The sequence below is a fragment of the Amphritea sp. genome (assembly GCF_016744155.1).
GTDB lineage: Bacteria > Pseudomonadota > Gammaproteobacteria > Pseudomonadales > Balneatricaceae > Amphritea.
Genome location: NZ_JADGEW010000001.1, coordinates 195679 through 219709 on the forward strand (window position 1 = coordinate 195679; position 24031 = coordinate 219709).

At 49.6% G+C, this 24031-nt stretch carries 22 protein-coding genes and 1 tRNA gene; 14 read left to right on the forward strand and 9 right to left on the reverse strand.

Features of this window, described 5'->3' with window-relative positions; translation table 11 throughout:
* Nucleotides 1-88: 88 nt before the first annotated feature.
* Nucleotides 89-850 (forward strand): NrdJb, encoded by a 762-nt coding sequence (locus QZZ54_RS00890; protein ID WP_290697268.1) that lies wholly within the window; start codon nucleotides 89-91, stop codon nucleotides 848-850.
* A gap of 443 nt (nucleotides 851-1293) precedes the next feature.
* Here QZZ54_RS00890 and QZZ54_RS00895 read toward each other — a convergent pair.
* The 4 genes from QZZ54_RS00895 to QZZ54_RS00910 form a co-directional block, all read right to left on the reverse strand.
* Nucleotides 1294-1369, reverse strand: a tRNA-Phe gene (locus QZZ54_RS00895).
* A 93-nt stretch (nucleotides 1370-1462) separates the two neighbouring features.
* Nucleotides 1463-1735, reverse strand: a complete 273-nt coding sequence (locus QZZ54_RS00900; RefSeq protein WP_290697271.1) for an oxidative damage protection protein — start codon at nucleotides 1733-1735, stop codon at nucleotides 1463-1465.
* A gap of 57 nt (nucleotides 1736-1792) precedes the next feature.
* Entirely contained in the window at nucleotides 1793-2854 is a 1062-nt protein-coding gene (mutY, locus tag QZZ54_RS00905) for an A/G-specific adenine glycosylase (protein WP_290697274.1), read from the reverse strand.
* A complete protein-coding gene (locus QZZ54_RS00910) occupies nucleotides 2854-4995 on the reverse strand; it encodes an AsmA family protein (RefSeq protein ID WP_290697277.1) in 2142 nt (713 codons plus the stop codon). Before QZZ54_RS00910 ends, mutY begins: the two co-directional genes overlap by 1 nt.
* A gap of 237 nt (nucleotides 4996-5232) precedes the next feature.
* On the opposite strand from QZZ54_RS00910, the gene hisB reads away from it, so the two are divergent.
* The 3 genes from hisB to hisF all read left to right on the forward strand — a co-directional run bounded on the left by hisB (nucleotide 5233) and on the right by hisF (nucleotide 7311).
* Nucleotides 5233-5826 (forward strand): imidazoleglycerol-phosphate dehydratase HisB, encoded by a 594-nt coding sequence (gene hisB / locus QZZ54_RS00915; RefSeq protein ID WP_290697280.1) that lies wholly within the window; start codon nucleotides 5233-5235, stop codon nucleotides 5824-5826.
* Nucleotides 5827-6474, forward strand: a complete 648-nt coding sequence (hisH, locus tag QZZ54_RS00920; protein ID WP_290697283.1) for an imidazole glycerol phosphate synthase subunit HisH — start codon at nucleotides 5827-5829, stop codon at nucleotides 6472-6474.
* 63 nt (nucleotides 6475-6537) lie between these two features.
* Entirely contained in the window at nucleotides 6538-7311 is a 774-nt protein-coding gene (hisF, locus tag QZZ54_RS00925) for an imidazole glycerol phosphate synthase subunit HisF (RefSeq protein ID WP_290697286.1), read from the forward strand.
* A 79-nt stretch (nucleotides 7312-7390) separates the two neighbouring features.
* Here hisF and QZZ54_RS00930 read toward each other — a convergent pair whose 3' ends face one another.
* On the reverse strand, nucleotides 7391-8623 hold the full coding sequence (locus QZZ54_RS00930) for a GGDEF domain-containing protein (protein ID WP_290697289.1): 1233 nt from the start codon (nucleotides 8621-8623) through the stop codon (nucleotides 7391-7393).
* 220 nt (nucleotides 8624-8843) lie between these two features.
* Nucleotides 8844-10601, reverse strand: coding sequence for an EAL domain-containing protein (locus QZZ54_RS00935; RefSeq protein WP_290697292.1), 1758 nt, complete (start codon nucleotides 10599-10601; stop codon nucleotides 8844-8846).
* 344 nt (nucleotides 10602-10945) lie between these two features.
* Here QZZ54_RS00935 and hemB point away from each other — a divergent pair, with 344 nt between their 5' ends.
* The 6 genes from hemB to QZZ54_RS00965 all read left to right on the forward strand — a co-directional run bounded on the left by hemB (nucleotide 10946) and on the right by QZZ54_RS00965 (nucleotide 17592).
* Nucleotides 10946-11956 (forward strand): porphobilinogen synthase, encoded by a 1011-nt coding sequence (hemB, locus tag QZZ54_RS00940; RefSeq protein WP_290697295.1) that lies wholly within the window; start codon nucleotides 10946-10948, stop codon nucleotides 11954-11956.
* Nucleotides 11957-12008: 52 nt separating this feature from the next.
* The gene (gene ppk1, locus QZZ54_RS00945; protein ID WP_290697298.1) at nucleotides 12009-14234 is read left to right on the forward strand and encodes a polyphosphate kinase 1; all 2226 of its coding nucleotides are present in this window, start codon (nucleotides 12009-12011) and stop codon (nucleotides 14232-14234) included.
* Nucleotides 14235-14525: 291 nt separating this feature from the next.
* Nucleotides 14526-15299, forward strand: a complete 774-nt coding sequence (locus QZZ54_RS00950; RefSeq protein WP_290697301.1) for an ATP-binding cassette domain-containing protein — start codon at nucleotides 14526-14528, stop codon at nucleotides 15297-15299.
* A gap of 36 nt (nucleotides 15300-15335) precedes the next feature.
* The gene (locus QZZ54_RS00955; RefSeq protein ID WP_366644842.1) at nucleotides 15336-16097 is read left to right on the forward strand and encodes an ABC transporter substrate-binding protein; all 762 of its coding nucleotides are present in this window, start codon (nucleotides 15336-15338) and stop codon (nucleotides 16095-16097) included.
* A gap of 56 nt (nucleotides 16098-16153) precedes the next feature.
* Complete coding sequence (locus QZZ54_RS00960; protein WP_290697304.1) at nucleotides 16154-16846, forward strand: ABC transporter permease; 693 nt, start codon at nucleotides 16154-16156, stop codon at nucleotides 16844-16846.
* Nucleotides 16843-17592, forward strand: coding sequence for an ABC transporter permease (locus QZZ54_RS00965; RefSeq protein ID WP_290697306.1), 750 nt, complete (start codon nucleotides 16843-16845; stop codon nucleotides 17590-17592). The genes QZZ54_RS00960 and QZZ54_RS00965 overlap by 4 nt, the downstream gene beginning before the upstream one ends.
* A 16-nt stretch (nucleotides 17593-17608) precedes the next feature.
* Here QZZ54_RS00965 and QZZ54_RS00970 read toward each other — a convergent pair whose 3' ends face one another.
* Entirely contained in the window at nucleotides 17609-18472 is an 864-nt protein-coding gene (locus QZZ54_RS00970) for an SDR family oxidoreductase (RefSeq protein WP_290697308.1), read from the reverse strand.
* Between the two features lie 53 nt (nucleotides 18473-18525).
* On the opposite strand from QZZ54_RS00970, the gene QZZ54_RS00975 reads away from it, so the two are divergent.
* From QZZ54_RS00975 to QZZ54_RS00990, 4 genes are read left to right on the forward strand one after another with little or no spacing between them, the layout of a single operon-like run.
* On the forward strand, nucleotides 18526-19434 hold the full coding sequence (locus tag QZZ54_RS00975; protein ID WP_290697310.1) for a hydrogen peroxide-inducible genes activator: 909 nt from the start codon (nucleotides 18526-18528) through the stop codon (nucleotides 19432-19434).
* A 1-nt stretch (nucleotide 19435) separates the two neighbouring features.
* Complete coding sequence (recG, locus tag QZZ54_RS00980; protein ID WP_290697313.1) at nucleotides 19436-21517, forward strand: ATP-dependent DNA helicase RecG; 2082 nt, start codon at nucleotides 19436-19438, stop codon at nucleotides 21515-21517.
* 56 nt (nucleotides 21518-21573) lie between these two features.
* Nucleotides 21574-22563, forward strand: a complete 990-nt coding sequence (locus tag QZZ54_RS00985; RefSeq protein WP_290697316.1) for a succinylglutamate desuccinylase/aspartoacylase family protein — start codon at nucleotides 21574-21576, stop codon at nucleotides 22561-22563.
* A 1-nt stretch (nucleotide 22564) separates the two neighbouring features.
* Complete coding sequence (locus QZZ54_RS00990; RefSeq protein WP_290697318.1) at nucleotides 22565-23077, forward strand: DUF501 domain-containing protein; 513 nt, start codon at nucleotides 22565-22567, stop codon at nucleotides 23075-23077.
* Nucleotides 23078-23149: 72 nt separating this feature from the next.
* Here QZZ54_RS00990 and QZZ54_RS00995 read toward each other — a convergent pair whose 3' ends face one another.
* Nucleotides 23150-23398: a YfhL family 4Fe-4S dicluster ferredoxin gene (locus tag QZZ54_RS00995; protein ID WP_290697322.1), complete on the reverse strand. Its 249-nt coding sequence runs from the start codon at nucleotides 23396-23398 to the stop codon at nucleotides 23150-23152.
* Between the two features lie 35 nt (nucleotides 23399-23433).
* Nucleotides 23434-23913: a pantetheine-phosphate adenylyltransferase gene (gene coaD / locus QZZ54_RS01000; protein WP_290697325.1), complete on the reverse strand. Its 480-nt coding sequence runs from the start codon at nucleotides 23911-23913 to the stop codon at nucleotides 23434-23436.
* Between the last annotated feature and the right edge of the window lie 118 nt (nucleotides 23914-24031).

Genomic DNA, 24031 nt, shown 5'->3' on the forward strand with positions numbered 1-24031 from the left:
AATAATGTGGAAGTTTGCAGCTGCACATAAATATTGACTGCTATCTTATGAAAAACGGTCAGAAGTAAGCAGCAAAGAGGACAGTAAAATGCCATCAACAGAACAGAAAACGGTCATGAAAATTGACCAAGCCATCATTAGTTATAAAGTCATTACCGCCCTCGATACCGTCGAAGCACAGGCCGCTATAAAAGCAGCAGAGCATAAGCTAGAGAAGAAGGCTGAGCCGTGCCTGGAAACGGTACATGAGAACCTAAGTCGCCCAGACTTTCTTATGGGTTCAACCTATAAAATAAAAACCCCGATGTCTGAACATGCGTTGTATATCACCATAAATGATGTCGTGCTCAATCAAGATACACCGCACGAACAACGTCATCCGTACGAAATATTCATTAACTCCAAGAATATGGATCACTTCATGTGGGTGGTGGCACTTACGCGAGTCATTTCAGCTGTATTTCGTAAAGGTGGCGACGTCACCTTTATGGCTGAAGAGCTAAAAGCGGTATTCGACCCTAAAGGCGGCTACTTTAAAAAAGGCGGTAAGTTCATGCCCTCATTAGTCGCCGAAATTGGTGAATCAATTGAGAACCACCTAAAAATGATCGGTTTAATAAAAGATCAATCAATAGATCCTCATCAACAAAAAATTCTTGATGAAAAGCGTGCGGAGTTTGACCGAAGGAATACTACACAGAAAGAGCTAGTGAGTAACAGCGCCGTGAATGACGATAACGGCGGCTTTCCTGCTAACGCCCAGTTGTGCAATAAATGTCATACCAAAGCCGCTATATTAATGGATGGTTGCGCGACCTGCCTTAGCTGCGGCGATTCTAAGTGTGGCTAAGCGCGGTTTAATCGCTCACAAGGCAAGTAGTTTTGATTCTCACCTGATGAATGACGGCATTAGGTAATCATGAAGAATCAGATCAAAGAAGAGGCTAATGGCCTCTTCTCTATTTTCTGACAACAGCGCTTTAAGTTGAATTAGATTTGTTTTGATTAGAAATTGATCGGTAGGCCCATGGTCATGCCTATTCAGTCAGGACGCGGTTCATACTCATCTTGCGAACAGGGTTATCCACAGGATTTGGGGGCAATTAAGAAGTAGGCGCAAGGAGGCTATAAGATAAAGTATAAAGACTGTTTATCTAGTCGAAAAACAAAAGTTGTGAATTGCAGTAAGGAGCAGGAGGTTGTGGAAGGTATCTGAGGTCGTCCCGATCAGAGAGAGATCAAATTCCAGGCACAAAAAAGCCCTACATTTGACTGCAAGGCTTAAATGAGAAGTGGTGCCCGGACTCGGAATCGAACCAAGGACACGAGGATTTTCAATCCTCTGCTCTACCGACTGAGCTATCCGGGCAACACGAGGTGCGTATTAAACTGATTTCAGGCGGCGCTGTCAACAAACACACCGCATTTAATCGTTTTTTTATCACAGATATTGCCAAGTCGCTTATTTAGAAGGCGGAACGTAACCTTCTGCTTTCTCGTAGTCTTCGCCATCCATGAACTTTTGCATCTCTTGCTGCAGGTATTCACGGGTAGATGGGTCCATCATGCTCAGGTGTTTCTCATTGATGAGCATGGTTTGGTGGTTGGTCCACTCGGTCCAGGCTTTTTTCGAAATGGTATCGAATACCAGCTGGCCTTTGGCACCCGGATAAGGGGGATTTGCCAGCCCTTCCAGTTCCTCTTTGTACTTGCGGCACATTACGGTGCGGGTCATCTTCTTCTCCAACGTTGTTCTGAGCGTTGCTAAATGCTTCTTTCTTAGTCTAGAAGCTTAGCTCTTTAGTTTACCCAGTAATTTTTTCACGGGGGCGGCCAGGCCGACCTTCTGTGGCTGGTGCAAGTTATACCAGAGAGTGGCAGGCTGTTCCATGACATGATTTGTAAGGTCTTTGTTCTGTTCTTTATCTAACAGGGAGACCTGTACCGGGGTGATATCCAGATGGAAGTGGCTGAAGGTGTGTCTTACCGGTTCTAACGGTGTGGCGCTGTCAGGGTCGATTGGCAGGCCTGTTTCCAGAGCTGCGTCGCGCAGGTCAGAGGTTTCCGGCAGACTCCACAGGCCGCCCCAGATTCCCGTTGGGGGGCGTTGACGCAGTAGAACCTGTCCCTGCTGATCTCGAATGAGCAGCATTAGGGTCTGTTTAACCGGTATGACTTTTTTCGGTTTAGGCTCTGGAAGTTCATTTGCGCGTCCCTGCATATAAGCCTGACAGCCTTTTTGCAGTGGACAGAGCAGGCAGGCGGGCTTACTCCGGGTACAGAGAGTCGCCCCCATATCCATCATTGCCTGGGTGTAATCGGCCACCCGCTCAGTCGGGGTGTTTAGTTCGGCGTAATGCCACAGCTGTTTAATGTTTTCAGTGGTACCGGGCCAGCCACTGATTGCGTAGTAGCGGGCTAAAACCCGCTTAACATTACCATCGAGAATCGCAGCCCGTTTGCCGGTGGAGATCGACAGAATTGCTCCGGCGGTGGAACGACCGATGCCGGGAAGTTGTTCTAGTTCTTCAACCGTTTCGGGAAACTGGCTACCGAAATCCTGGCTGATGATCTTTGCGGTTTTATGTAGGTTACGGGCGCGGGCGTAGTAACCCAGTCCGGTCCAGAGATGCAATACTTCATCCTGATCGGCAGCGGCAAGTTCTTCAACCGTGGGGAATTGCTCCCGGAATCGTTCAAAATAGGGGATCACCGTGGCGACCTGAGTCTGCTGTAGCATAATCTCAGAGAGCCAGGTGAAGTAGGCGGTTTTATTTTCCTGCCAGGGCAGGTCGTGACGGCCGTGCTGGTCAAACCAGACCAGCACAGCTTGGGAGAACTGTTCAGCTGTCATTAGTTACCGAACAATCCTTTCAGCAGTTTTTTAGCGCCCTCTGTTTTGCTACCACTGTCGCCACCCAGCTTTTTCATGAGCGCGCCTTCAATTTTTTTCTTGGCTTTCTGCTTGAGTAAATCTTTCAGTACGCTGGCATCCGGACGACAGAGTTTAGCGGGTTCAGTATCGAAGCTGCCTTTACAGTTAACCGGCCACTCAACCCCTTCCAGGTTGTTATTGACGGCGCAGGTTTTCTTAAACAGGTTTTCTTCGATGGTCAGGCCAAGACGGTAATCCAGATTTTGCGCAGGCAGGCTGACTTTGCCTTTACCGCGCAGACTAATGGCGTCCAGTTTGGTAATCAGATCCTGGTTGCTTACGACGCCGTTAATGAACTTGAAATTACTGCTCAGGTCGGCGAATGGGGTAGAACGATCAACCTGATCGGCCGTCGTGGTGAGCGATGCGACGTTGTTAAAGCCCTGGCAGATAGTCTGGGCAATATCGATCCCTTTAATCTCACCGTTTGGCATAGTGACTTTAGCGCTACCGTTGAGGCTGTTAATGATCGAATGTACTGACTCGCCCCGGGCGGTGATATTTGATTGAGTATTGAAAGTACCGGTTAGACGGTCAACGTCAGCCATATCTTTCAACAGGTCGCCGATCTGAATGCCTGTGATGCTTTTCTTTACGGTGAGTTTAGTCGGTGACTGACGTACATCGACAACGACCGAATTGCGTAGCGTGCCGCTGTACATATCAGCGTTGATCTTGCTTATATTTACCAGCCCACCGTGGGCACTAGTCGCCAGTTCAAGATTGCTCAGGGTAAGGCCATTAATCAGCAGCGTTGTCAGCCCCAGATCAACATCCATCTCCAGCCCTTTAAGTAGTTCTACAGGCACCACAGGCTCTTTAGAGTAGCCGGTGGACTTGGCCGAACCACCGGTAGATGCGGTGTCTGCTGGTTGCTCTGTAGCAGGAGGTAGGTAACGGTCGGCGTTAAGGCTGTCGCCCTTCAAATTGAAGGCGATAGAGCCGTTTACCAGATTCATGGCGAAGTTACCGTTGAAGCTGGTGTCATCCAACTTCAGGCTCATCTTGTTCAGCCCCAGGGTGTTAGGTGCGCCTCCCAGTTGGGCGTCGAAGCTAATAGCTTTGAGTACGTCAGGGTCGGTGGTTTCAATTGCCGGTTGGCCGAGTGCGGCCAGTAACTCCTGGAGGTTGAAATGGCTGACTTTCAGGTTGCCGGTAATCTCCGGCTTGCTGAAACTCTTAACGCTAACATCGCCGCTAGCAACAAGGTTGGCTGCCGTGAGGCTCATCCCTTTCAGGCTGGCTGTTTCAGTGCTCAGATCGCTGTCAATATCGGCGTTCAGTTTTACATTGACGGTTTTTCCGTTGAACGGTACGCCAGTTAGGCCCAGGGTGCTTTCAAGCCCTTTGATCTGGTATTGCTGATTTTCTAGGTCGAGGAAGAACTCTGCGGAAAGGACCGCATCAACGGTCAGCTGAAGCAGGTCTGTCTGATACTGTTCTGCCTGAAAGCTAAGTTCCGCCGGGAAGAGCTTACCGGTGGTGACTTTACCGGAGGTCATGGTGAAGTTTTTCAACAGAACTTTGCTGCCCAGACCCGCATCGCTGTAACTGATATTACCGTTAGTGATGGCGATACTTTCAATGTCCAGCGCGAGCGCCGCGCCACCGCTTGCTTCAGCGGAGCTGGGTGTATCATGTTTAACCGTACCAGAGTCTTTTTGACCGGAACCGGAGACTGCCCAGTTAGTACTGCCGTCCTGGTTCTTTTCCAAATTCAGGGTCAGGCCGTCCAAAAGAACGCTGCTCATCTTTACGTTACCGGACAGCAGGGCTGGCAGTTCTACCGATACCTGTGCCTGGTTCAGCTCAGCCAGCGGTGGTTTGCCGGGGTAGTTAACTTTAATCTGGTTAATTTCGATACCCAGCCAAGGGAACACAGACCAGCCCAGATCACCATTGATCTCTAGCTGGACGCCGCCTTTCTCAAGCGCCAGTTTTTTGATTTCTGGCTTATATTCGTTCGGATCGAAGAACATCCCCAGCAGGACTCCGCCTGCAACAACTACGATCAGTAGCAGGGCGATCAGACCACCAAAAATCTTTAACAGCGTTTTCATGAATTCTCCTTGGGCTATCTGTCTATCCAGAGCATTAGCCGGTAAAACACATCTGTCGGTAAAACAGCTTTAGTAAAAAATAGTATTAACAACATAGTAGCAGAACGATTTTACAGACCAAAGATTAACCGTAAATGAAATCAGTAAGTTGGGAAGAGTTTCAGAGCATGCCTTAGGACGGTATTGGATGTATAATGCCTGCTTTGTTTGACTAATATAACCATCGCGGAGAAGAGCATGGCTGAACGGAAAGCCACCGTCACCCGTAATACCCTGGAAACCAAGATCACCGTATCTGTGAATTTGGATGGCAGCGGTAAGTTGAATGCTGATACCGGTGTTCCTTTTCTTGAGCACATGCTGGATCAAATCGCCCGTCATGGTCTGATTGATCTGGATATCGTTGCCAAAGGTGATAATCACATCGATGATCACCACACAGTAGAAGATATCGGTATTACCCTGGGCCAGGCGTTTGCTCAGGCAGTTGGTGATAAGAAAGGTATTCTTCGGTACGGACACGCTTATTGTCCGTTGGATGAAGCTTTGTCCCGGGTAGTGATCGATTTTTCCGGTCGTCCGGGTCTGGACATGAACGTAGAGTTCACCCGTGGCAGTATCGGTCGTTTTGATACCCAGCTGTTCTGGGAGTTTTTCCAGGGATTTGTAAATCACGCTGGCGTGACGCTGCACATCGACAACCTGAAAGGCTTTAATGCTCACCACCAGGCTGAGACTATCTTTAAAGCCTTTGGTCGTGCGGTGCGTGGTGCCCTGACGATTGATCAGCGGGCTGCTGATCAGATGCCTTCGACTAAGGGATCGCTGTAAATGAGCAGTGTTGCAGTCATCGATTACGGTATGGGTAATTTGCACTCGGTTGCCAAGGCGTTGGAGCATGTTATGCCCGGCGTTGAGGTGCTGGTAACCAATGATCCTGAAAAAGTTCGTAATGCTGACCGGGTGTTGCTACCCGGCGTCGGCGCTATTCGAGATTGTATGGCGGAGATTCGTCGTCTGGGTGTCGATAAAGAGGTTGCTGAAGCGATCGCTTCCGGCAAACCGTTTCTGGGGATCTGTGTCGGTTATCAGGCATTGATGCAGCTTTCAGAAGAGAATGGTGGCGTCGATTGCTTAGGCCATTTTGATGGTACGGTGCGTCACTTTGGCGATGAGCTGAAAGAAACTGATGGCGAACGCTTGAAAGTACCTCACATGGGCTGGAATGAAGTGCATCAAACCTTCGACCATCCTCTATGGGAAGGCATTGAAGACGGTAGCCGTTTCTACTTTGTGCACAGTTATTATGTGGATGCTGTGGATAAGCCGCTGGTGGCTGGTAACTGTCATTACGGTGTTGATTTCGATGTCGCTATCGCCCGGGATAATGTCTTTGCGACTCAGTTCCACCCGGAAAAAAGTCATACCGTTGGATTACAGTTGCTGAAGAACTTCCTTAACTGGGATGGCAAGGTCTGATCTGCCGGCTCAATTCAGCTCAACCCAAGTTATAATATTCATATCAGTTTTATAGGTAATACCATGGCTCTGGCAAAACGCATTATCCCCTGTCTAGATGTAGAAAATGGCCGCGTTGTTAAAGGGGTTCAGTTCCTCGATATTCGTGATGCCGGGGACCCGGTAGAAGTGGCTAAACGTTACGATGAGCAGGGTGCTGATGAGATTACCTTCCTTGATATCACTGCGACCCATGAGGGCCGGGATACTATGGTGCATACCGTTGAACGGATGGCATCGCAGGTGTTTATCCCGCTGACCGTCGGTGGTGGCATCCGAACTGTTGATGATATTCGTACTATGTTGAATGCCGGCGCGGATAAGGTTTCTATCAACAGTGCGGCGGTCTTTAATCCAGATTTTGTACGTGAAGCGGCAGATAAGTTTGGTTCGCAGTGCATTGTGGTCGCAATCGATGCCAAGAAAGTATCAGCGCCGGGTGAAACCGATAAGTGGGAGATCTTTACCCACGGTGGTCGTAAGCCAACGGGTATCGATGCCGTTGAGTGGGCTAAGAAGATGGTTGAATTGGGCGCCGGTGAAATTTTGCTGACCTCAATGGATCAGGATGGCGTTAAGAACGGTTACGACCTGGGAGTTACCCGGGCGATTAGTGACGCTGTCAATGTACCGATTATCGCATCCGGTGGTGTGGGTAATCTGGACCATTTGGTTGAGGGTTGTATCGAAGGTAAGGCGGATGCCGTGCTGGCCGCATCGATCTTCCACTTTAACGAATACACAATCCCGGAAGCTAAACAGTATATGAAAGAGCGGGGCATCGAGGTTCGTCTCTGAAAGCCTCATGCTAATCGTTTTTAACGCATAAAAAAGCTCCTACTCATAAATAGATAGGAGCTTTTTTGTTTTTGGTCATTCAACTCTCGATGGCCGTTTGCTCTGGTGCAATCTCTAAATTGTTTTCTAGCCCCTCTGTAGGAATACCTGGCCAGAGTCTCTGAGTCTCTTTCACTCCCATACTGCGTGCGCGCCCCTGAGTCTTGGCGGTGTACATTCGGTGATCAGCCAGTTCGATCAGGGCTTTCCAGTCATTGGCTTCGTCTGCCTGAATTTCAGCGACACCGATACTAGCGGTGACCGGGGAGTTGTCAGGACGAAGCCCCAGTCCTGCGTTCATGATTCTGTCAATAACATCGTTGGCTTCGTCAGGCGTCGCCGTGGGAAGAATAACGATGAACTCTTCGCCACCCCAGCGGACCACGCTATCTCCCTTTCGCACGGTGGCGCAGAGCTGCTGCGCGGCTAATTTCAGAACAACGTCCCCGGCATCGTGTCCATAGAGGTCGTTGACGGTTTTGAAGTGGTCCAGATCGAGATAGAGAATGGAGAGATGAGTTCCACTCATGGTTGTCAGGCGATACTGCAAATCAAGCATCTCTATCCCGGCTCTGCGCGTTAGCAAGCCGGTGAGCACGTCATAGCTGGCGCGATTCACCTGCGAGAGCATATAGCGTAACTGATTCAGAGAGGCGAACATCGCAACCCCCAGAATCAGCGTGAAGAGCCAGATAGTTGAGACGGCCTGGGGGATTTCACTGTTGGTCTGGGGCAGCGAGGCTAAGACAACCACGACCAGCATCGGTGCAGCGAAAGAAAGAAGCTCTTTCAACGTTAGCGGAAAAAGGGTTAACCCAGCGATCATGACAAAGGGTAAAAGTGCGTACAGCTCTGCGACTACCTGTTCTGTTCCGGTCAGCTCGTAGGCTTGCAGCCAGTGGTCGGAAACCAGATAAAATAGCGGCGTGACCGACAGCATTCCTGCTAAGAGAAACCGGGCGCGCTTCAGGTTAGGTTCTTTGCGTGCCTGCCAGGCAAGCAGTACAAATGCAGTAGCAGACACAATGCGGATCAATAACAGTTCGCCCCACAGTTCTCCTGGCAAGAATAGTAGATCAATTAATGACCAGGTGGGTACTAAGACCGCAAAAATTGCACAGAAGAAAAAGATCCTACTTTGCAGAATAGATGCCCGGTGGCGGGAGATAGGCATGCTGTGTTGCTTGTTGGTGAGTAGCTCATAGAGCTGGTCAAGCGTATAGATACCCAACGATTCACTTAGTGATATATACATAGCGGTTACGTACTTCATCCATTAACTTCCGATATTGATCATCGTCCAGGCTGCTCAATATAGGCTTGTTACGGCAGGAATCACGGCTTCTTTGCAGAAACGGTCTCTCAACTTGATGTAGGTCAAAAATTCACCAAAGGGTGCTCATAGTGGGTAGCAAAGACGGGTGAGTTAATAAGCGGATGGCTGGATAGCTAATCTGTGACTTGGAGTTTAAATATGAGAGCTGCCTAATAGACTAGTTTCTGTCTTTAGGCAGTTTGAACTGTAGCAGCTGATGCGCTTCTCGTTTGGCCTGCTGTTCTAACCGTTCTCTGAGTGCGTTTATGCGCAGTGGCTCTGAATAGAGATAGCCCTGGCCAAACCCACAGCCCAGGTTGGTCAGTTCCTGTTGCTGGTATGTTTCTTCGATCCCTTCTGAAACCGTCAGCAGGTTCATGGTTTTCGCCAGCGCCAGAATAGTTTCTATGACCGGTTTGGAGTTGTTCAGATCGCGGATAAAGCTACGATCAATTTTTACGCCGTCGATTGGTAATCTGGCCAGGTAGCTCAGAGAGGAGTAGCCGGTGCCAAAGTCATCAATCCAGATGCTGTATCCGGCTTCTTTCCATTGATTAAGCAGCGGCAGGGTATTGTCGATATCTTTCATCAGGCTGGTTTCGGTAATCTCCAGACAAATTCGCTGATTGGGAGCCTCTACTTTTTGCAGCGCTTCATCCACCAGCCGGGTTAATTCAGGTTTGTTCAGAATCGCTGAGGATATATTGATCGACAGCTTAGAGGTGTCACCCAGGCTCGGTAGGGTTTTGAGTTCTGCCGCTACGGTCTCAATTATCCAAACAGTCAATGCGCCAATTTGATCGGATTCTTCAATAATTGGAATAAAGGTTTCTGGGCCTAAGCGGCCTCGTTTGGGGTGGTGCCAGCGTATCAGTGCTTCGGCGCCGATGATCTTTTTACTCTTTAGACTGACGATGGGCTGATATTCAATATGCAGTTGGTTTTCTGCGATAGCGCTGCTGATTCCCTGTTGGATAACGACTCGCTCTTCTACCTGGCGATGCATCGCGGGGAGAAAATAGCTGGCTCTGTTACGCCCCGATTTCTTAGACTCATACATGGCGATATCAGCATGTTTAAGCATCCGTTCAGCGCTATTCGCATCATCGGGATAGAGGGTGATACCGATACTGCAGGTCAGTGAGAAATACTTGTCATCGATACTGAAAGGTTGTCGCATCGCTTCGATAATTAGCTGGCTGAGCTGCTCAACCTCTTCGACTCGCAGGATCTCTGGCAGCATGATGGCGAACTCATCACCCCCGGGACGGGATAGCAGCAGATCTTCAGGAAAGGGAAGTTCCCGATGACTGATCTGTTGATTGACCAGCTGTAACAGTCTCTGAGTGACATCCTTAAGAATCTGATCGCCTTGTTCATGGCCTGAAGAATCATTTACCTGCTTGAAGTGATCCAGGTCGATATAGAGCAGGGCGATTCTGCTTTCATGTTTACGTGCCCAGAGAATTAGTTTTCGTAGTTCCTGAAACAGCCCGCTGCGATTCGGCAGGCCGGTTAATGGGTCCCGATAGGCCATCAGCTCTATCTGATGATGACTATCGTTGAGGTGTTCCTGCATTTCCTGCAACGCTTTGCCCAGCTCACTAAATTCATCATTAGAATCTAGCTCAAAGCTGACAGGAGTGCCTTCTAAGCTGTAACTGCGAGTTTTGGCAGTTAATTGATGCAGTGGCTTGAGTAATCTTTTGGTCAGGAAGCGGGAGAGAAGCAGGGTTGGCAGCAGTAGAATAATATAAACAGTGGTTAACAGTCCGACAGCGGTAAATGGTCCGTCGATAGGCGTCTTGAGCTCAAAAAGAGATAGATCATAAACAACGCTTATCAGGTACAGCGTTATCGATAACATTATCGCAGTCAGTCCTGCGGATAATAGTGTAACCATGAGGCCAATGCGAAGCGGTAGTGAGCGGGCCATCAGTTCGTCCCTGGTGCCGCAGAAGGACAAGGGTGATGGGCAAACTTCACTGATGACATAGAGCTACTCACTCGCTATTGTATTTTTTATTAGAGGCTAATAATAACAGTCATCAGGAAAGTTGCAGCACCTTACTGACAAGTTTCTTAATACACCTCTAATGTAGGGTAGTTATAACTTGGGGAGGTCGTATATAACAGAGGTAGATAAAACCCCTCCTGGGCTCAGGACTTATCCCCATAATGCTAAGTATAATGCTTTATTTATAAGCGCCACTAAGTTGCTTCTGTCATAATGTTGTAACTGTTTTCCGGTCTAATATCCGCTTCTGGAGGAAGGTTTCCGTGTCATTTACTAATAGTCAGCGTTTTTTTCCTGAAACTCGTATGCGTCGCATGCGTGCCAATGATTTTTCCCGTCGTCTGATGCGGGAGACTGTACTGACCCCCGACGATCTTATCTATCCGGTTTTTGTTATTGAGGGCGAGAATCAGCGCGAAACGATCCCTTCAATGCCGGGGATTGAACGTTTGAGCATCGATCTGTTGGTCAAGGAAGCCCGAGAGTTGGTTTCCCTTGGGATACCCGCTGTAGCGTTGTTCCCTGTTACGCCATTGAATGTAAAAACAGAACTCGCGGAAGAGGCATATAATATTGATGGCCTTGCGCAGCGCGCGATCAGAGCGCTAAAGAATGCCTGCCCAGAACTAGGTGTGATGACTGATGTGGCTTTAGACCCGTTCACCACCCATGGTCAGGATGGCATCATTGATACCAACGGCTATGTTTTGAATGACAGGACGGTTGAAACTCTGGTACGCCAGGCACTGTCCCATGCGGAATCCGGCGCTGACATAGTTGCCCCGAGCGATATGATGGATGGCCGTATCGGTGCTATTCGTGAAGTGCTGGAGCTTAATGATCATGTGAATACCCGCATCATGGCTTATGCTGCCAAATACGCGAGTGCTTACTACGGTCCTTTCCGTGATGCCGTTGGGTCTGCAGGAAACCTGGGTAAAGGTAACAAGTTTAATTACCAGATGGACCCTGCCAACAGTGATGAAGCGCTGCATGAAGTTGCTTTGGATCTGGCTGAGGGTGCGGATATGGTGATGGTTAAACCGGGTATGCCTTATCTGGATATCGTTCGCCGGGTGAAACAGGAACTGAAAGCGCCAACTTTTGTCTATCAGGTTAGCGGTGAATATGCGATGCATATGGCGGCGTTCCAGAATGGCTGGCTGGATGAGCGAAGTGTAATGATGGAATCTCTGGTGTGTCTTAAACGTGCGGGTTGTGATGGCATTCTGACCTATTTTGCCAAACGCGCCGCACAGCTGCTGAATGAGTAATCTTCAGTAGTACCAGAGACATAATAATTAATTGGGGTGAAGGATTGCGGTCATGACTGAGCAGATCAAGGAACAGGCGACAGAACAGGTTGTTGAACCAGTAGTCGGGGCGGAAGTTGAGCAGGTAGTTGAGCTGACAGTTGAGCCGACGGCTGAGCAAAACGAAGCGTCAATTGCGCTGGTGGAAAGCCGGGAAGCGATTGCGGTTACCGAACCGGTGCAGGAGCTGCCGCTAGATCTGAAAGCCCCTGCTCTTTACATCAACCGCGAGTTAAGCCATCTGCAGTTTAATATCCGGGTACTGGAACAGGCGCTGGATGAAACCCATCCGTTGATGGAACGGCTGATGTTCCTGCTGATTTTTTCCAGCAACCTTGATGAGTTCTTCGAGATTCGTGTGGCGGAACTGATGGGGCAGCTGAAGTACAGCCGCGAGTCGGTTGGCCCGGATGCATTGCATCCTCAGGCGGTCATGAACCGGATAGGTGAAATCTGTAGTGCACAGGTTGAGCGGCAGTACAAAATCCTGAATGAAACTATCTTTCCTGAACTGGAAAAAGAGAATATTCACTTTCAGCGTCGCCGCGATTGGAGTGATGAACAGATAGAATGGATTCGTGTCTTCTTTGAGGAGAAGGTACTACCAGTGGTCAGCCCTATCGGTCTAGACCCTTCTCACCCTTTCCCCCGCCTAATCAATAAGAGCCTGAACTTTATTGTCGAGCTGGACGGTAAGGATGCTTTTGGCCGGGAAAGTGGTATGGCCATTATTCCTGCTCCGCGTTCTCTGCCACGTTTGATCCGTCTGCCTGATAATCTGTGCGATGGCGGCGATAATCTAATCTTCCTTTCATCGATTATTCACGAGTTTGCCGAAGAACTGTTCCCGGGCATGAAAGTGGAAGGCTGTTACCAGTTCCGTATCACCCGAAATGCCGACCTTACCTTCGACTCTGAAGAGGTAGAGGATCTGGCGCGTACTCTCAGGGGTGAGCTGCATTCGCGTAAATATGGTGATGCGGTACGGCTGGAAATAGATAAGCGTACCCCCGAAGATCTGATTCGATTCCTGTGGCGTGAATTCAGCCTTGATGAAGCCCATACCTATCGAGTCGATGGCCCGGTAAACCTGACCCGAATGATGGCGTTGCGGGATCTGGTTGATGGGAAAAAACTTTGTTGGAAGCCTTTCACCCCGGGAATGTCCGGTAAATACAAACAGAAAAATATCTTCGATGTGCTACGCCAGAAAGATCAGCTGTTGCATCATCCTTTCCAGTCCTTCTCTCCGGTAGTTGACCTGCTACGGCAGGCGGCCAAAGATCCCAAAGTGCTGGCAATCAAACAGACCCTTTATCGTACCGGTGTGAACTCCGATATTGTTGATGCGCTGGTGGATGCTGCCCGAAGCGGTAAAGAGGTGACAGTCGTTATTGAGCTGCGGGCGCGTTTTGATGAAGAGTCTAACCTGCAGTTGGCGGGCCGTTTACAGGAAGCGGGTGCGCTGGTTGTATACGGGGTAGTTGATTTTAAAACCCACGCGAAAATGATGCTTGTTGTGCGCCGGGAAGAGGGCAAACTGGTGCGTTATGCTCATCTGGGTACGGGTAACTACCACTCGGGTACTGCGCGTCTGTATACCGACTACAGCTATATGACCAGTGATGTCGATGTGGGGGAAGATGTTCACAAGATCTTCCAGCAGCTCACCGGCATGGGTAAAATTCTTCGGCTGAAGAAGCTACACAATGCACCGTTCACTCTGCACTCTCGCATGATTGAGATGATTGAACGGGAAGGCAAACACGGTAAACAGGGTCATATCATTGTCAAAATCAATGGGCTGACCGAGCCGCAATTGATACGTGCGCTCTATCTGGCCTCCCAAAAAGGGGTGAAGATCGAGTTGATCGTGCGCGGAATGTGCCGTTTGCGTCCGGGTATTGACGGTATCTCTGAAAATATCTCAGTACGTTCAATTATTGGTCGCTTTCTGGAGCATACTCGGGTTTATTACTTTGGTAACAAAGGTAAGCCAGATGTATTGTGCGCCAGTGCTGACTGGATGGAGCGTAATATGCTTAACCGGGTAGAGACAGGCTTTCCGCTGACCGGCAAGCTGGCGGATCGGGTCAAACGTGATCTGGACTTTTATCTGGCCGATAATAGTCGTAGCTGGGAGCTGCATTCCGATGGCAGCTACACGCTGAATAAGCCGGGCGAAGATGAAGAGCTTATCAGTGCTCAGGAGACCTTACTGAAAGAATTTGCCAGCTGATACTCTGAGTTATCCACTGCGATTTAATAATGGCCCCGAGGGGCCATTTTTTGTTATTGGTCGTCTTTATGACAGTTCATTTCTGACTTCTCGGTCAATTTTCGTTTGCCTCAGGTCCTTTTTTATGGGAAATTGCTTTTTTGCACTCTGAGTTTCCGATAGGAAATATAGGTAACAGTGGCGGTGGATCCTGCCTGTTTCTCCTGAACAGCACCGTTTGACGGTGGGAGTGCTATCCTTCATTGGTCGCTGTTATCCACGGCACAATAAGAACGATACGGAAGCCTTAACATGGCGAATGCCAAAACAGCCTTAGTGCTGAACGATATTTATAAATCTTATGGCGACCTTGAGGTTCTCAAAGGCGTATCACTGACCGCTAATGACGGTGATGTTATCTCCATTCTGGGCTCGAGCGGCTCAGGCAAAAGTACTCTGTTACGATGTATCAACCTGCTGGAAAATCCTAGCAAGGGTGAAATTACGGTCGGCGATGAAAGCTTGGTGCTTAAACCGGGCAAAGATGGAAATCTCGTCGCGGCAAATCGTAAACAGCTGGAAAAGATGCGCTCCCGCATCGGATTTGTCTTTCAAAGTTTCAATCTCTGGCCGCATAAAACCATCTTAGAGAATATTATTGAGGCGCCTATTCAGGTGCTAAAGCAGTCTAAGGCTGAGGCTATTGCCCGGGCAGAGCAGTTGCTGGCAAAGGTCGGTCTGGCGGATAAACGCAATGCATATCCGGATAACCTGTCAGGTGGACAAAAGCAGCGTGTAGCGATCGCCCGGACATTGGCAATGGATCCGCAAGTGCTACTGTTTGATGAACCGACTTCTGCACTCGACCCAGAGCTGGTTAATGAAGTATTGGCTGTTATGAAAGAGCTGGCTGAGGAGGGACGAACCATGCTGATCGTGACTCATGAGATGCGTTTTGCCCGTGATGTCTCCAGTCAGGTCGTTTTTTTGCACGAGGGGCAGATTGAAGAGATAGGCCCTCCTGATCAAGTGTTTAATAACCCGAAATCTACCCGTGTGCAGGAATTTATGGCCAGCCACCGGTAAGATTTTTTATTTGATGAAAAAGCTAAAGGGAAACAGATGATGAATATTCGTAAAATTTTTGCTGTGGCCGCGCTGATTACGGGTGGCCTGATGGCAGCTCAGGTGGCAACTGCAGGTGATAAGATCCGCATCGCTACTGAGGGTGCTTATGCTCCTTTCAATATGGTTGATTCCAGCGGTGAGTTGATCGGCTTTGACGTAGAGATCGCCAAAGCACTTTGCGTTCAGATGAAGGCTGATTGTGAAATCGTGGCGCAGGACTGGGATGGTATTATTCCGGGGCTTCGTGCACGTAAATATGATGCGATCATCGCGTCTATGTCGATTACCGAAGAGCGTATGCGGGTTGTAGATTTCTCAGAGAAGTATTACTCCAATGTGTTGGCATTTGTTACCGCAGACGGCAGCAATGTTGTTGTGACGAAAGAGGGTCTGAAGGGTAAAACGGTTGGCGCACAACGGGCCACTATTGCCGGTCAGTATCTGGAAGACAATCTGGGTGATGTGGTTGATGTGAAACTCTACGATACCCAGGACAACGCTTATCTGGACCTGACTAGCGGTCGCTTGGACGCTTTGTTGTCTGACAAATTCCCCGCCTATGACTGGTTGCGCACCGATGGCGGCAAAGGTTTCGCTTTTAATGGTGAAGATATCGACATCAATGATGAGATCGGTATCGCTGTACGTAAAGACGATGCGCTGAAAGATAAGTTCAGCACCGCGATCAAAGCGATTGTGGCCGATGGTACCTACGCTAAAATCAACGAAAAATACTTTCCGTTTTCTATCTATTAATTAGCTATTTAGTAACCTGGGCCGGCTTTTCGTCGGTCCGTTTTTAGGCGAATCTCATGGATCTGCAAGGCTTTGGCCATCTCCTGATCTCCGGTACCTGGATTACCATTCAATTGGCTATTTCCAGCCTTTTGGTAGGCTTGGTATTTGGCTTGCTGGGGGCATCGGCTAAACTGTCCAAAAACCGTCTGGCCCGCTGGCTGGGAACTGGGTATACCACCCTGGTTCGGGGTTTGCCTGAATTGTTATTGGTGTTAACGATCTACTTTGGTGGCTCTCAGTTCCTGATGTGGATTGCCGGTTTTTTTGGTTACGACGAATATATTGAGATCGGCCCCTTTGTGGCCGGTGTCACAGCTCTGTCGATTGCCTTCGGTGCCTATGCCACAGAGGTTTTCCGCATGGCGATGATGGAGATACCTAAAGGTCAGTGGGAGGCGGGGCTGGCCTGCGGCATGAGTACTCCCCGAACCTTCTTTCGGATTATTCTGCCCCAGGTGTGGCGGTTGGCAATACCGGGCTTAGGTAATCTGTTTCAGGTGCTGCTGAAAGATACCGCCCTGGTTTCAGTGGTGGGTCTGAACGATATCATGCGTCAGTCTCAGGTCGCGATTAGCTCGACCAAAGAGCCCTTTACCTTCTTTCTGGTAGCCGCATTGATCTATCTGTTGCTAACAGCGGCCACCACCGGCTTTACGATGTTTATGGAACGGGTGGCGAATCCGGCTGCCCGGGGGCATAGCTCATGAGCTGGGAATGGGGTGTTATCTGGCAATATATTCCTCGCCTGTTGGAGGGTGCCTGGCTAACGCTGGAGCTGGTGCTTGTCTCAGGTTTGATAGGTATTGCCCTGGCCATTCCGCTGGCGCTGATGAGGGCTTCAAGTAGAACCTGGGTGAAGGCTTTTCCCTTTGCCTATATCTATTTTTTCCGTGGCACACCGCTGCTGGTGCAGATATTTCTGGTGTATTACGGGGCTTCACAGTTTGAGGCGGTACGGGAATCGTTTCTTTGGCCTGTTCTTAAACAACCCTATTGGTGCGCGATTATCGCCTTTAGCCTGAACACAGCAGCTTACAGTGCAGAGCTGTTTCGTAGTGCAATCCAGGCGATTCCGAGCGGTGAGATTGAGGCTGCAGAAGCGATGGGGATGAGTAAGCCGGTGCAGATTCGCCGGATTATTATGCCTCGTGCCTTTGGTATCGCATTGCCCGCTTACGGTAATGAAGTGATTCTGATGCTAAAGGGTAGTGCTCTGGCCAGTACTATTACTTTGTTGGATGTGACCGGTATGGCCCGAACTATCATCGCCCGGACTTATACTCCGCTAGAGATGTTTCTCGCGGCAGGTATGGTGTATTTGGCGATCAGCGCGCTGATTATTGCGCTGTTCCGATTAATGGAATATCGCTTTAACCGTTATCAATACTACCATCACACCGATACCCCTGAAGACCTGGACCCACAACTGCGCGATCAACATATCGATAGCTGATTCGGCTTTGAAGCCTTTAGTTTTTGAAGCTTTGGATTAGCTGAGGATAGCCTTCGCGAAAGCTGGGATATTTGAATCGATAACCGGTGTTCTTCAGCAACTTGTTACTGCAGCGTTTACTGCCGATAGTGCGCCGGGCTGAGGTATCCGTTATTTCTCTGTCTAATTGTTCAGCAAGCCAGTCACTCACTTCGTTCAGTGATACTGGTTCATCATCGCTGGCAAGATAGATCGGCGCCAGAACTCGCTCTTGAGAGAGCTGATACAGGTGCTGCAATATGCCAACGCAATCATCCCGATGTAGACGGTTGCTGTAGCGAATCGGCTCAGCTGGATAGCCTATGCCTCGATTGACCTGTCCCAGCATGTAGTTTCGCCCGGGGCCGTAAATGCCGCTGAAACGCACCACAGTAGCCGGAATGCCGCTGTTAATGGCGATCTGTTCCGCTTCCAGCATAATTTGGCCTGAGAAGCTTTCCGGTTCGGTCGGCGAGGACTCATCGACCCATTCGTGGTGTTCCTGATGATAAACTGCAGTACTGGAAACGAAGAATAGTTGGCGTAGTTTAATGCCTTGCTGCTGTAACGCATTGAGCAGATTATCCAGCCCTTCCGGATAGGCTTTGCGATAGACTGACTCATCCCGCGCGCCTGCTGCAACCGCATAGAACAGGGTATCTACCTGTTGCGGCAGATTAATAAGCGTGTCAGGCTGACTTAGATCAGCGGCAATTCCTTGGATACCGGGGGGAAGCTGGTTTATATTACGTCGAAGGCCAAATACCTGGTGTTTCTGTTTTACCAGATTAAGGCCGAGCTGGCTGCCGATATCACCGCAACCGGCGATTAGAATTTGATCCCTGTTTAATAGATGACTCAAAGTATTTATCCTGTTTCAGGTTGAGTCAGCATCATAACAAAGGAAAGCTGCGAATGACTCTTACTGAGTTACGTTACATCGTTACCCTCGCCCAGGAACAGCACTTTGGCCGAGCGGCCGAGCGTTGCTTTGTCAGCCAGCCAACTTTGAGTATTGCCGTTAAAAAACTCGAGGAAGAGTTAGGTACCGCTCTTTTCGAACGGAGTAAACATGCCGTTCGGGTAACGCCGGTCGGTCAGAAAATTGTGCGTCAGGCGCAGACCGTGCTGGAACAGGCGGAATCGATAAAAGATCTGGCTCAGGAAGGCAAAGATCAGCTGGCCAGTCCGCTGCGGGTGGGTGCCATTTATACGATCGGGCCCTATCTCTTTCCCCATCTGGTCCCTGAGTTGCAGAAGCGGGCGCCTAAAATGCCGCTCTATATCGAAGAGAACTTTACCGAAAATCTGCGTCCTAAGATTCGTAATGGTGAACTGGATGCGATCATTATTGCGCTGCCCTTCGATGAACCGGATATTGTCACCCGGCCTCTCTACGAAGAGGCCTTCAAAATGTTGCTGCCCAAGAGCCATCCTCTGGCCAGTAAAGATCAGATTGACAGTCAGACGCTACATGAACAGGATCTGTTGTTGTTGGGTGAGGGGCATTGTTTTCGTGATCAGGTGCTGGAAGCCTGCCCTACCCTTGCCGGCCACTCATCGGATCGGCATACAATAACCGAGGGAAGTTCACTTGAAACCATTCGCATGATGGTGGCTTCAGGGCTGGGTGCTAGCGTCCTTCCACAGTCGGCTACCTGTGGTTCTTTCCGTTCCGATATGGTGGTAACTAAACCGTTTAAATCTCCACCTCCGGTACGTACCGTCGCTCTGGCCTGGCGTGCCAGTTTCCCCCGTCCGCAGGCGATTGAGTTGTTGATAGAATCCTTAAACAGCTGTCCGATGCTCGAAAACGAAGACTAATATGAACCAAGCGGCCCTTGCGCAGCTGCCAGTAACCGAACTTAAAGGGGTTGGGGCAGCACTGGAACAGAAACTGGAAAAGCTGGATATTCGCAGCCTGCAGGATCTGCTGTTTCATCTGCCACTGCGTTATCAGGACCGTACCCGGGTTATGCCGATTGGCTCATTACGCCCCGGTGACGAAGGGGTGATTGAGGGTGAGGTTAAAGGGGCCGACATCTCGATGGGGCGGCGTCGCAGCCTGGTTTGCCGATTGCAGGATGGCACTGGCACTATTACGCTGCGTTTTTTCCACTTCTCAGCAACACAGAAAAATAATCTTAAAGCAGGCACCCGTATCCGCTGCTTCGGCGAGGTCAGAACCGGAGCCAGCGGACTGGAACTTTATCATCCGGAATATCGCCGGGTTGATGAAGAAGAAATGACGCCGGTAGAAGAATCGCTGACGCCCATCTATCCGACGACAGAGGGGTTGAACCAGGGGCGATTTAGAGCGCTAACCGATGCTGCTTTAGAATATCTTGCTAAGGGCTCTTTGACGGAGCTGATACCTGAACATCTGCGCCAGCAGTGGCAGCTACCGCCGCTGAATGATGCGGTAAGCTATCTGCATCGACCGCCGGTAGACGCCAATCAGGAGCAGTTACTGGACGGTTACCATCCTGCCCAGCGTCGTTTGGCGTTCGAAGAGCTATTGGCACACCACCTATCTCTTCTGAAACTGAGGCAGCGAACCCGACAGCAGGGTGCCCCGGCACTAAACGCCAGTGGGCAGCATCAGAATGCATTTCTGCATAACCTACCTTTTCCTCTGACCGGCGCACAACAGCGGGTCAGCCATGAAATCAGTGCGGACCTTGCTCAGCCATTCCCTATGCTGCGATTGGTTCAGGGTGATGTAGGTTCTGGTAAAACGGTAGTGGCGGCTCTTGCGGCTCTGCAGGCGGTAGAAGGAGGGTTTCAGGCGGCAGTAATGGCGCCTACCGAAATCCTGGCAGAACAACACTATATTAATTTCGGTAACTGGCTTGAGCCTTTAGGTTTGAAAGTTGCCTGGCTGGCAGGCAAGTTGAAAGGTAAGAAGCGACAGGAACAGCTGGAGGCGATTGCCGACGATTCGGCTCATGTTGTTGTCGGTACGCATGCGCTGTTCCAGGATGAGGTTGTTTTTGCCAACTTAGGGCTGGTGGTGGTGGATGAACAGCATCGCTTTGGTGTGCATCAGCGACTGGCGCTGCGGGAGAAAGGGCGAACAGATCACCGTTCGCCGCATCAGTTAATTATGACCGCAACCCCCATTCCTCGCACACTGACCATGAGCGCCTATGCCGATCTAGATTGCTCAATCATTGATGAGCTGCCGCCAGGGCGAACGCCCGTCAATACGGTGGTGATATCTGATCAGCGACGTCCGGAGGTGGTGCAGCGGGTTAAGGATGCCTGTGGACAGGGGCGCCAAGTCTATTGGGTTTGCACCCTGATAGAGGAGTCTGAAGTGCTGCAATGCCAGGCTGCCGAAGTGACGGCTGAAGAGTTACGTGAAGCGTTACCAGAACTGCGTATCGGTTTGATTCATGGGCGGATGAAGCCAGCAGAAAAGGCTGGGATTATGGCCAGTTATAAAGCTGCGGAGCTTGATTTGTTAGTCGCAACAACGGTTATCGAAGTGGGGGTTGATGTGCCTAACGCTTCGGTGATGATCATCGAAAACCCAGAACGGCTCGGGTTAGCTCAGCTGCACCAGTTACGTGGCCGGGTCGGGCGTGGATCAGTCGAGAGTTTTTGTTTGCTGATGTATCATGCCCCCCTTTCGAAATCGGGCCGGGAACGGTTAGCAGTGATGCGTGAAACCACCGATGGCTTTCGTATTGCTGAAAAAGATCTGGAACTGCGTGGCCCCGGAGAAGTGCTGGGTACCCGACAGACCGGTATGATGTCGTTTAAAGTGGCTGATCTGCAACGGGATGCGGATCTACTGATCCGGGTTAAACAGATCGCCAGCCAGATCGGGAATGATCCGCAATTGAGTGATGCGATTATTCAGCGCTGGTTGGGCCGGGATGAAAAATACGCTGCTGTTTAAGGTTTGCTGTTAACTACCCGAAATTTCTAATTATCGATTCATTGTAAGAGTCTGCTATGTCTGTGCCGCCTTGTCGTTTTTCTATTGCTGAGTCTGATGCACCGATTGAACTGCTGCCCCGGGATCTGAGTGCCTGGCAACAGGGCAACTGTGGTGTCGACTATGTGCACCGGCTTGATTCTGGTCACAAAGGCCCTGAGCTGGTTATTCAGGCGCTCACCCACGGTAATGAGATCTGTGGTGCGAATGCCCTGTTATGGTTGTTAGAAAATGATATTCGTCCGACAAAAGGTGCGATGACGCTGATTTTCGCTAATGTTGAGGCGTATAAAACCTTCGATCCGCAACGTCCTTTTGCCAGCCGCTGCCTCAATGTAGATATGAATCGGGTCTGGCATGCATCACAGTTAATTCAGCCTGATAATCATGAAGCCCTGCGAGCGATAGAACTGCTGCCGTTTATCGAGAATGCGGATAGCCTGCTAGATCTGCATTCGACCACCTTTGCTGTGACGCCGATGCTGATCTACCCGGATAACGCCTGTAATCGGCAGTTTGCTGATCGGTTGGCGTTTCCTTTTCCTCACCTTTTGTATGATCTGGGCAGTTATCACACCGGGATGCTGATCTCTGAACACGAACGTCATAGCGATGGCGGATTCTCCTTGGTGGCTGAATGCGGCCAGCACTTTGCAAAGGCAACAAGTCAGCAGGCGTTGTCAACTACGCTGCGCTTCTTACAACTCCACGGTATGCTTAAAGACACTATTGAGCTGCCTGACTGGGGATACTCGCCCGATAGCGATGCCGGACATTATCGGATCGACCGGGTGCTTAAAGCGGAAAGTGAAAAATTCCGCTTTGTTGAACTTTTCAAAGGTTTTGAACAGTTTGATAAGGGAGAACTGATCGCTATCGACGATCAGGAGCTGATCGCGGCCCCATTCGATAACTGTGCTCTGATTATGCCTGCCCGGGTGCCTATCGCCGGGGAAGAAGTGGTGACCTTGGCCGAACGAATTGAAACCTCTGTGGATAAGAATTGAAATGTCTGTAACAGAACAGCAGCTTGAATTGGTTGAAAAACAGTTGGGTCGTAAGCCGCGTGGGCTGGTCGATATCGCCTGGCAAAATAAACAGGGAATTCCCGCCGTACTGCAGATGCGATCACTGGTAGATGATCAACCCTTTCCTACTTTGTATTGGCTTAGCTCTAAAGACCTTTATCAGGCGATTGCTGAGATAGAAACGGGCGGCGAAGTAAAACGCATAGAGCAGCAGATTGGATTAGATGATGAATTACGGGCAGCCCATCTGGCGGACCAGCAACGTTATGTCGATCTGCGCTGGAAAATGATGGCGGACAATGATCGTCAGAGAATCGATGAGCTGGGCTTTACCGAGTTGTTCAATAGTTATGGAATAGGCGGTATTCGTCATTGGGATAAGGTTCGTTGCCTGCATATGCAGTACGCCTATCATCTCGCCGTGGGAGGTACTGCTATTGGTCAGTTATTGGATGAACGATTCGCTTTACAAAACCTGGCTATACACAACTAAGCGGTAGGTTTCAGACATAAAAAAAGCAGGCACATAGCCTGCTTTTTTAGTTGATCAGTAAGTTAAAACTGCTTACTTACCGGTCAGCACATGGTATTTCTCCATGAGCTTCTCTTCATTCTCGACGTGATCTGGATCCTTAGGGATACAATCTACCGGACACACCTCAACACACTGCGGCGTATCGTAGTGACCGATACACTCAGTACATTTAGCTGGATCGATCTCGTAGATCTCGTCTCCCGGAGTAATCGCCTCGTTAGGGCACTCCGGCTCACATACGTCACAGTTAATGCATTCATCTGTGATAATTAATGCCATTGTGGCTACCTCACTGACTCGTAAATACTAAAAAATTAGCGTCCGAAATGATCTTGCAGTACACGGTGAACTGCAGGATGTACAAATTGTTCCACATCACCGCCGAGACTCGCTATTTCACGAATCAACGTCGATGATATAAAGGACAGATCTTCAGCTGGCGTAAGAAAAAGGCTCTCTGCTTTCGGTGCCAGCTTGCGATTCATATTGGCAAGTTGAAACTCATACTCAAAATCAGACACCGCACGCAGGCCGCGCAGTATGATATTGGCATTATGCATTGAGACCAGATCAGCCAGAAGACAGTTGAAGCCTACGACTTCAACATTATCCAGATGTGCTGTCACAGTTTTTACCAGCTCAACCCTTTGCTCAAGGTTCAGCAGAGGCGTTTTTTTTGGGCTGGCGGCAATCGCGACTATAACTTTATCGAACAGCTTAGAAGCGCGTTCGACTAAGTCCGCGTGACCATTGGTCATTGGGTCAAATGTACCCGGGTATACTGCAATGTTCATAATGAGTTTACGTCTACTCTGCTTGGTATGAATATTAGCAAATCCGCAAGTGCGCGATATTAGCTGAAATGGAAGGCTATCACAAATACAATAATGGAATGTGTTGATCTAATTCAGT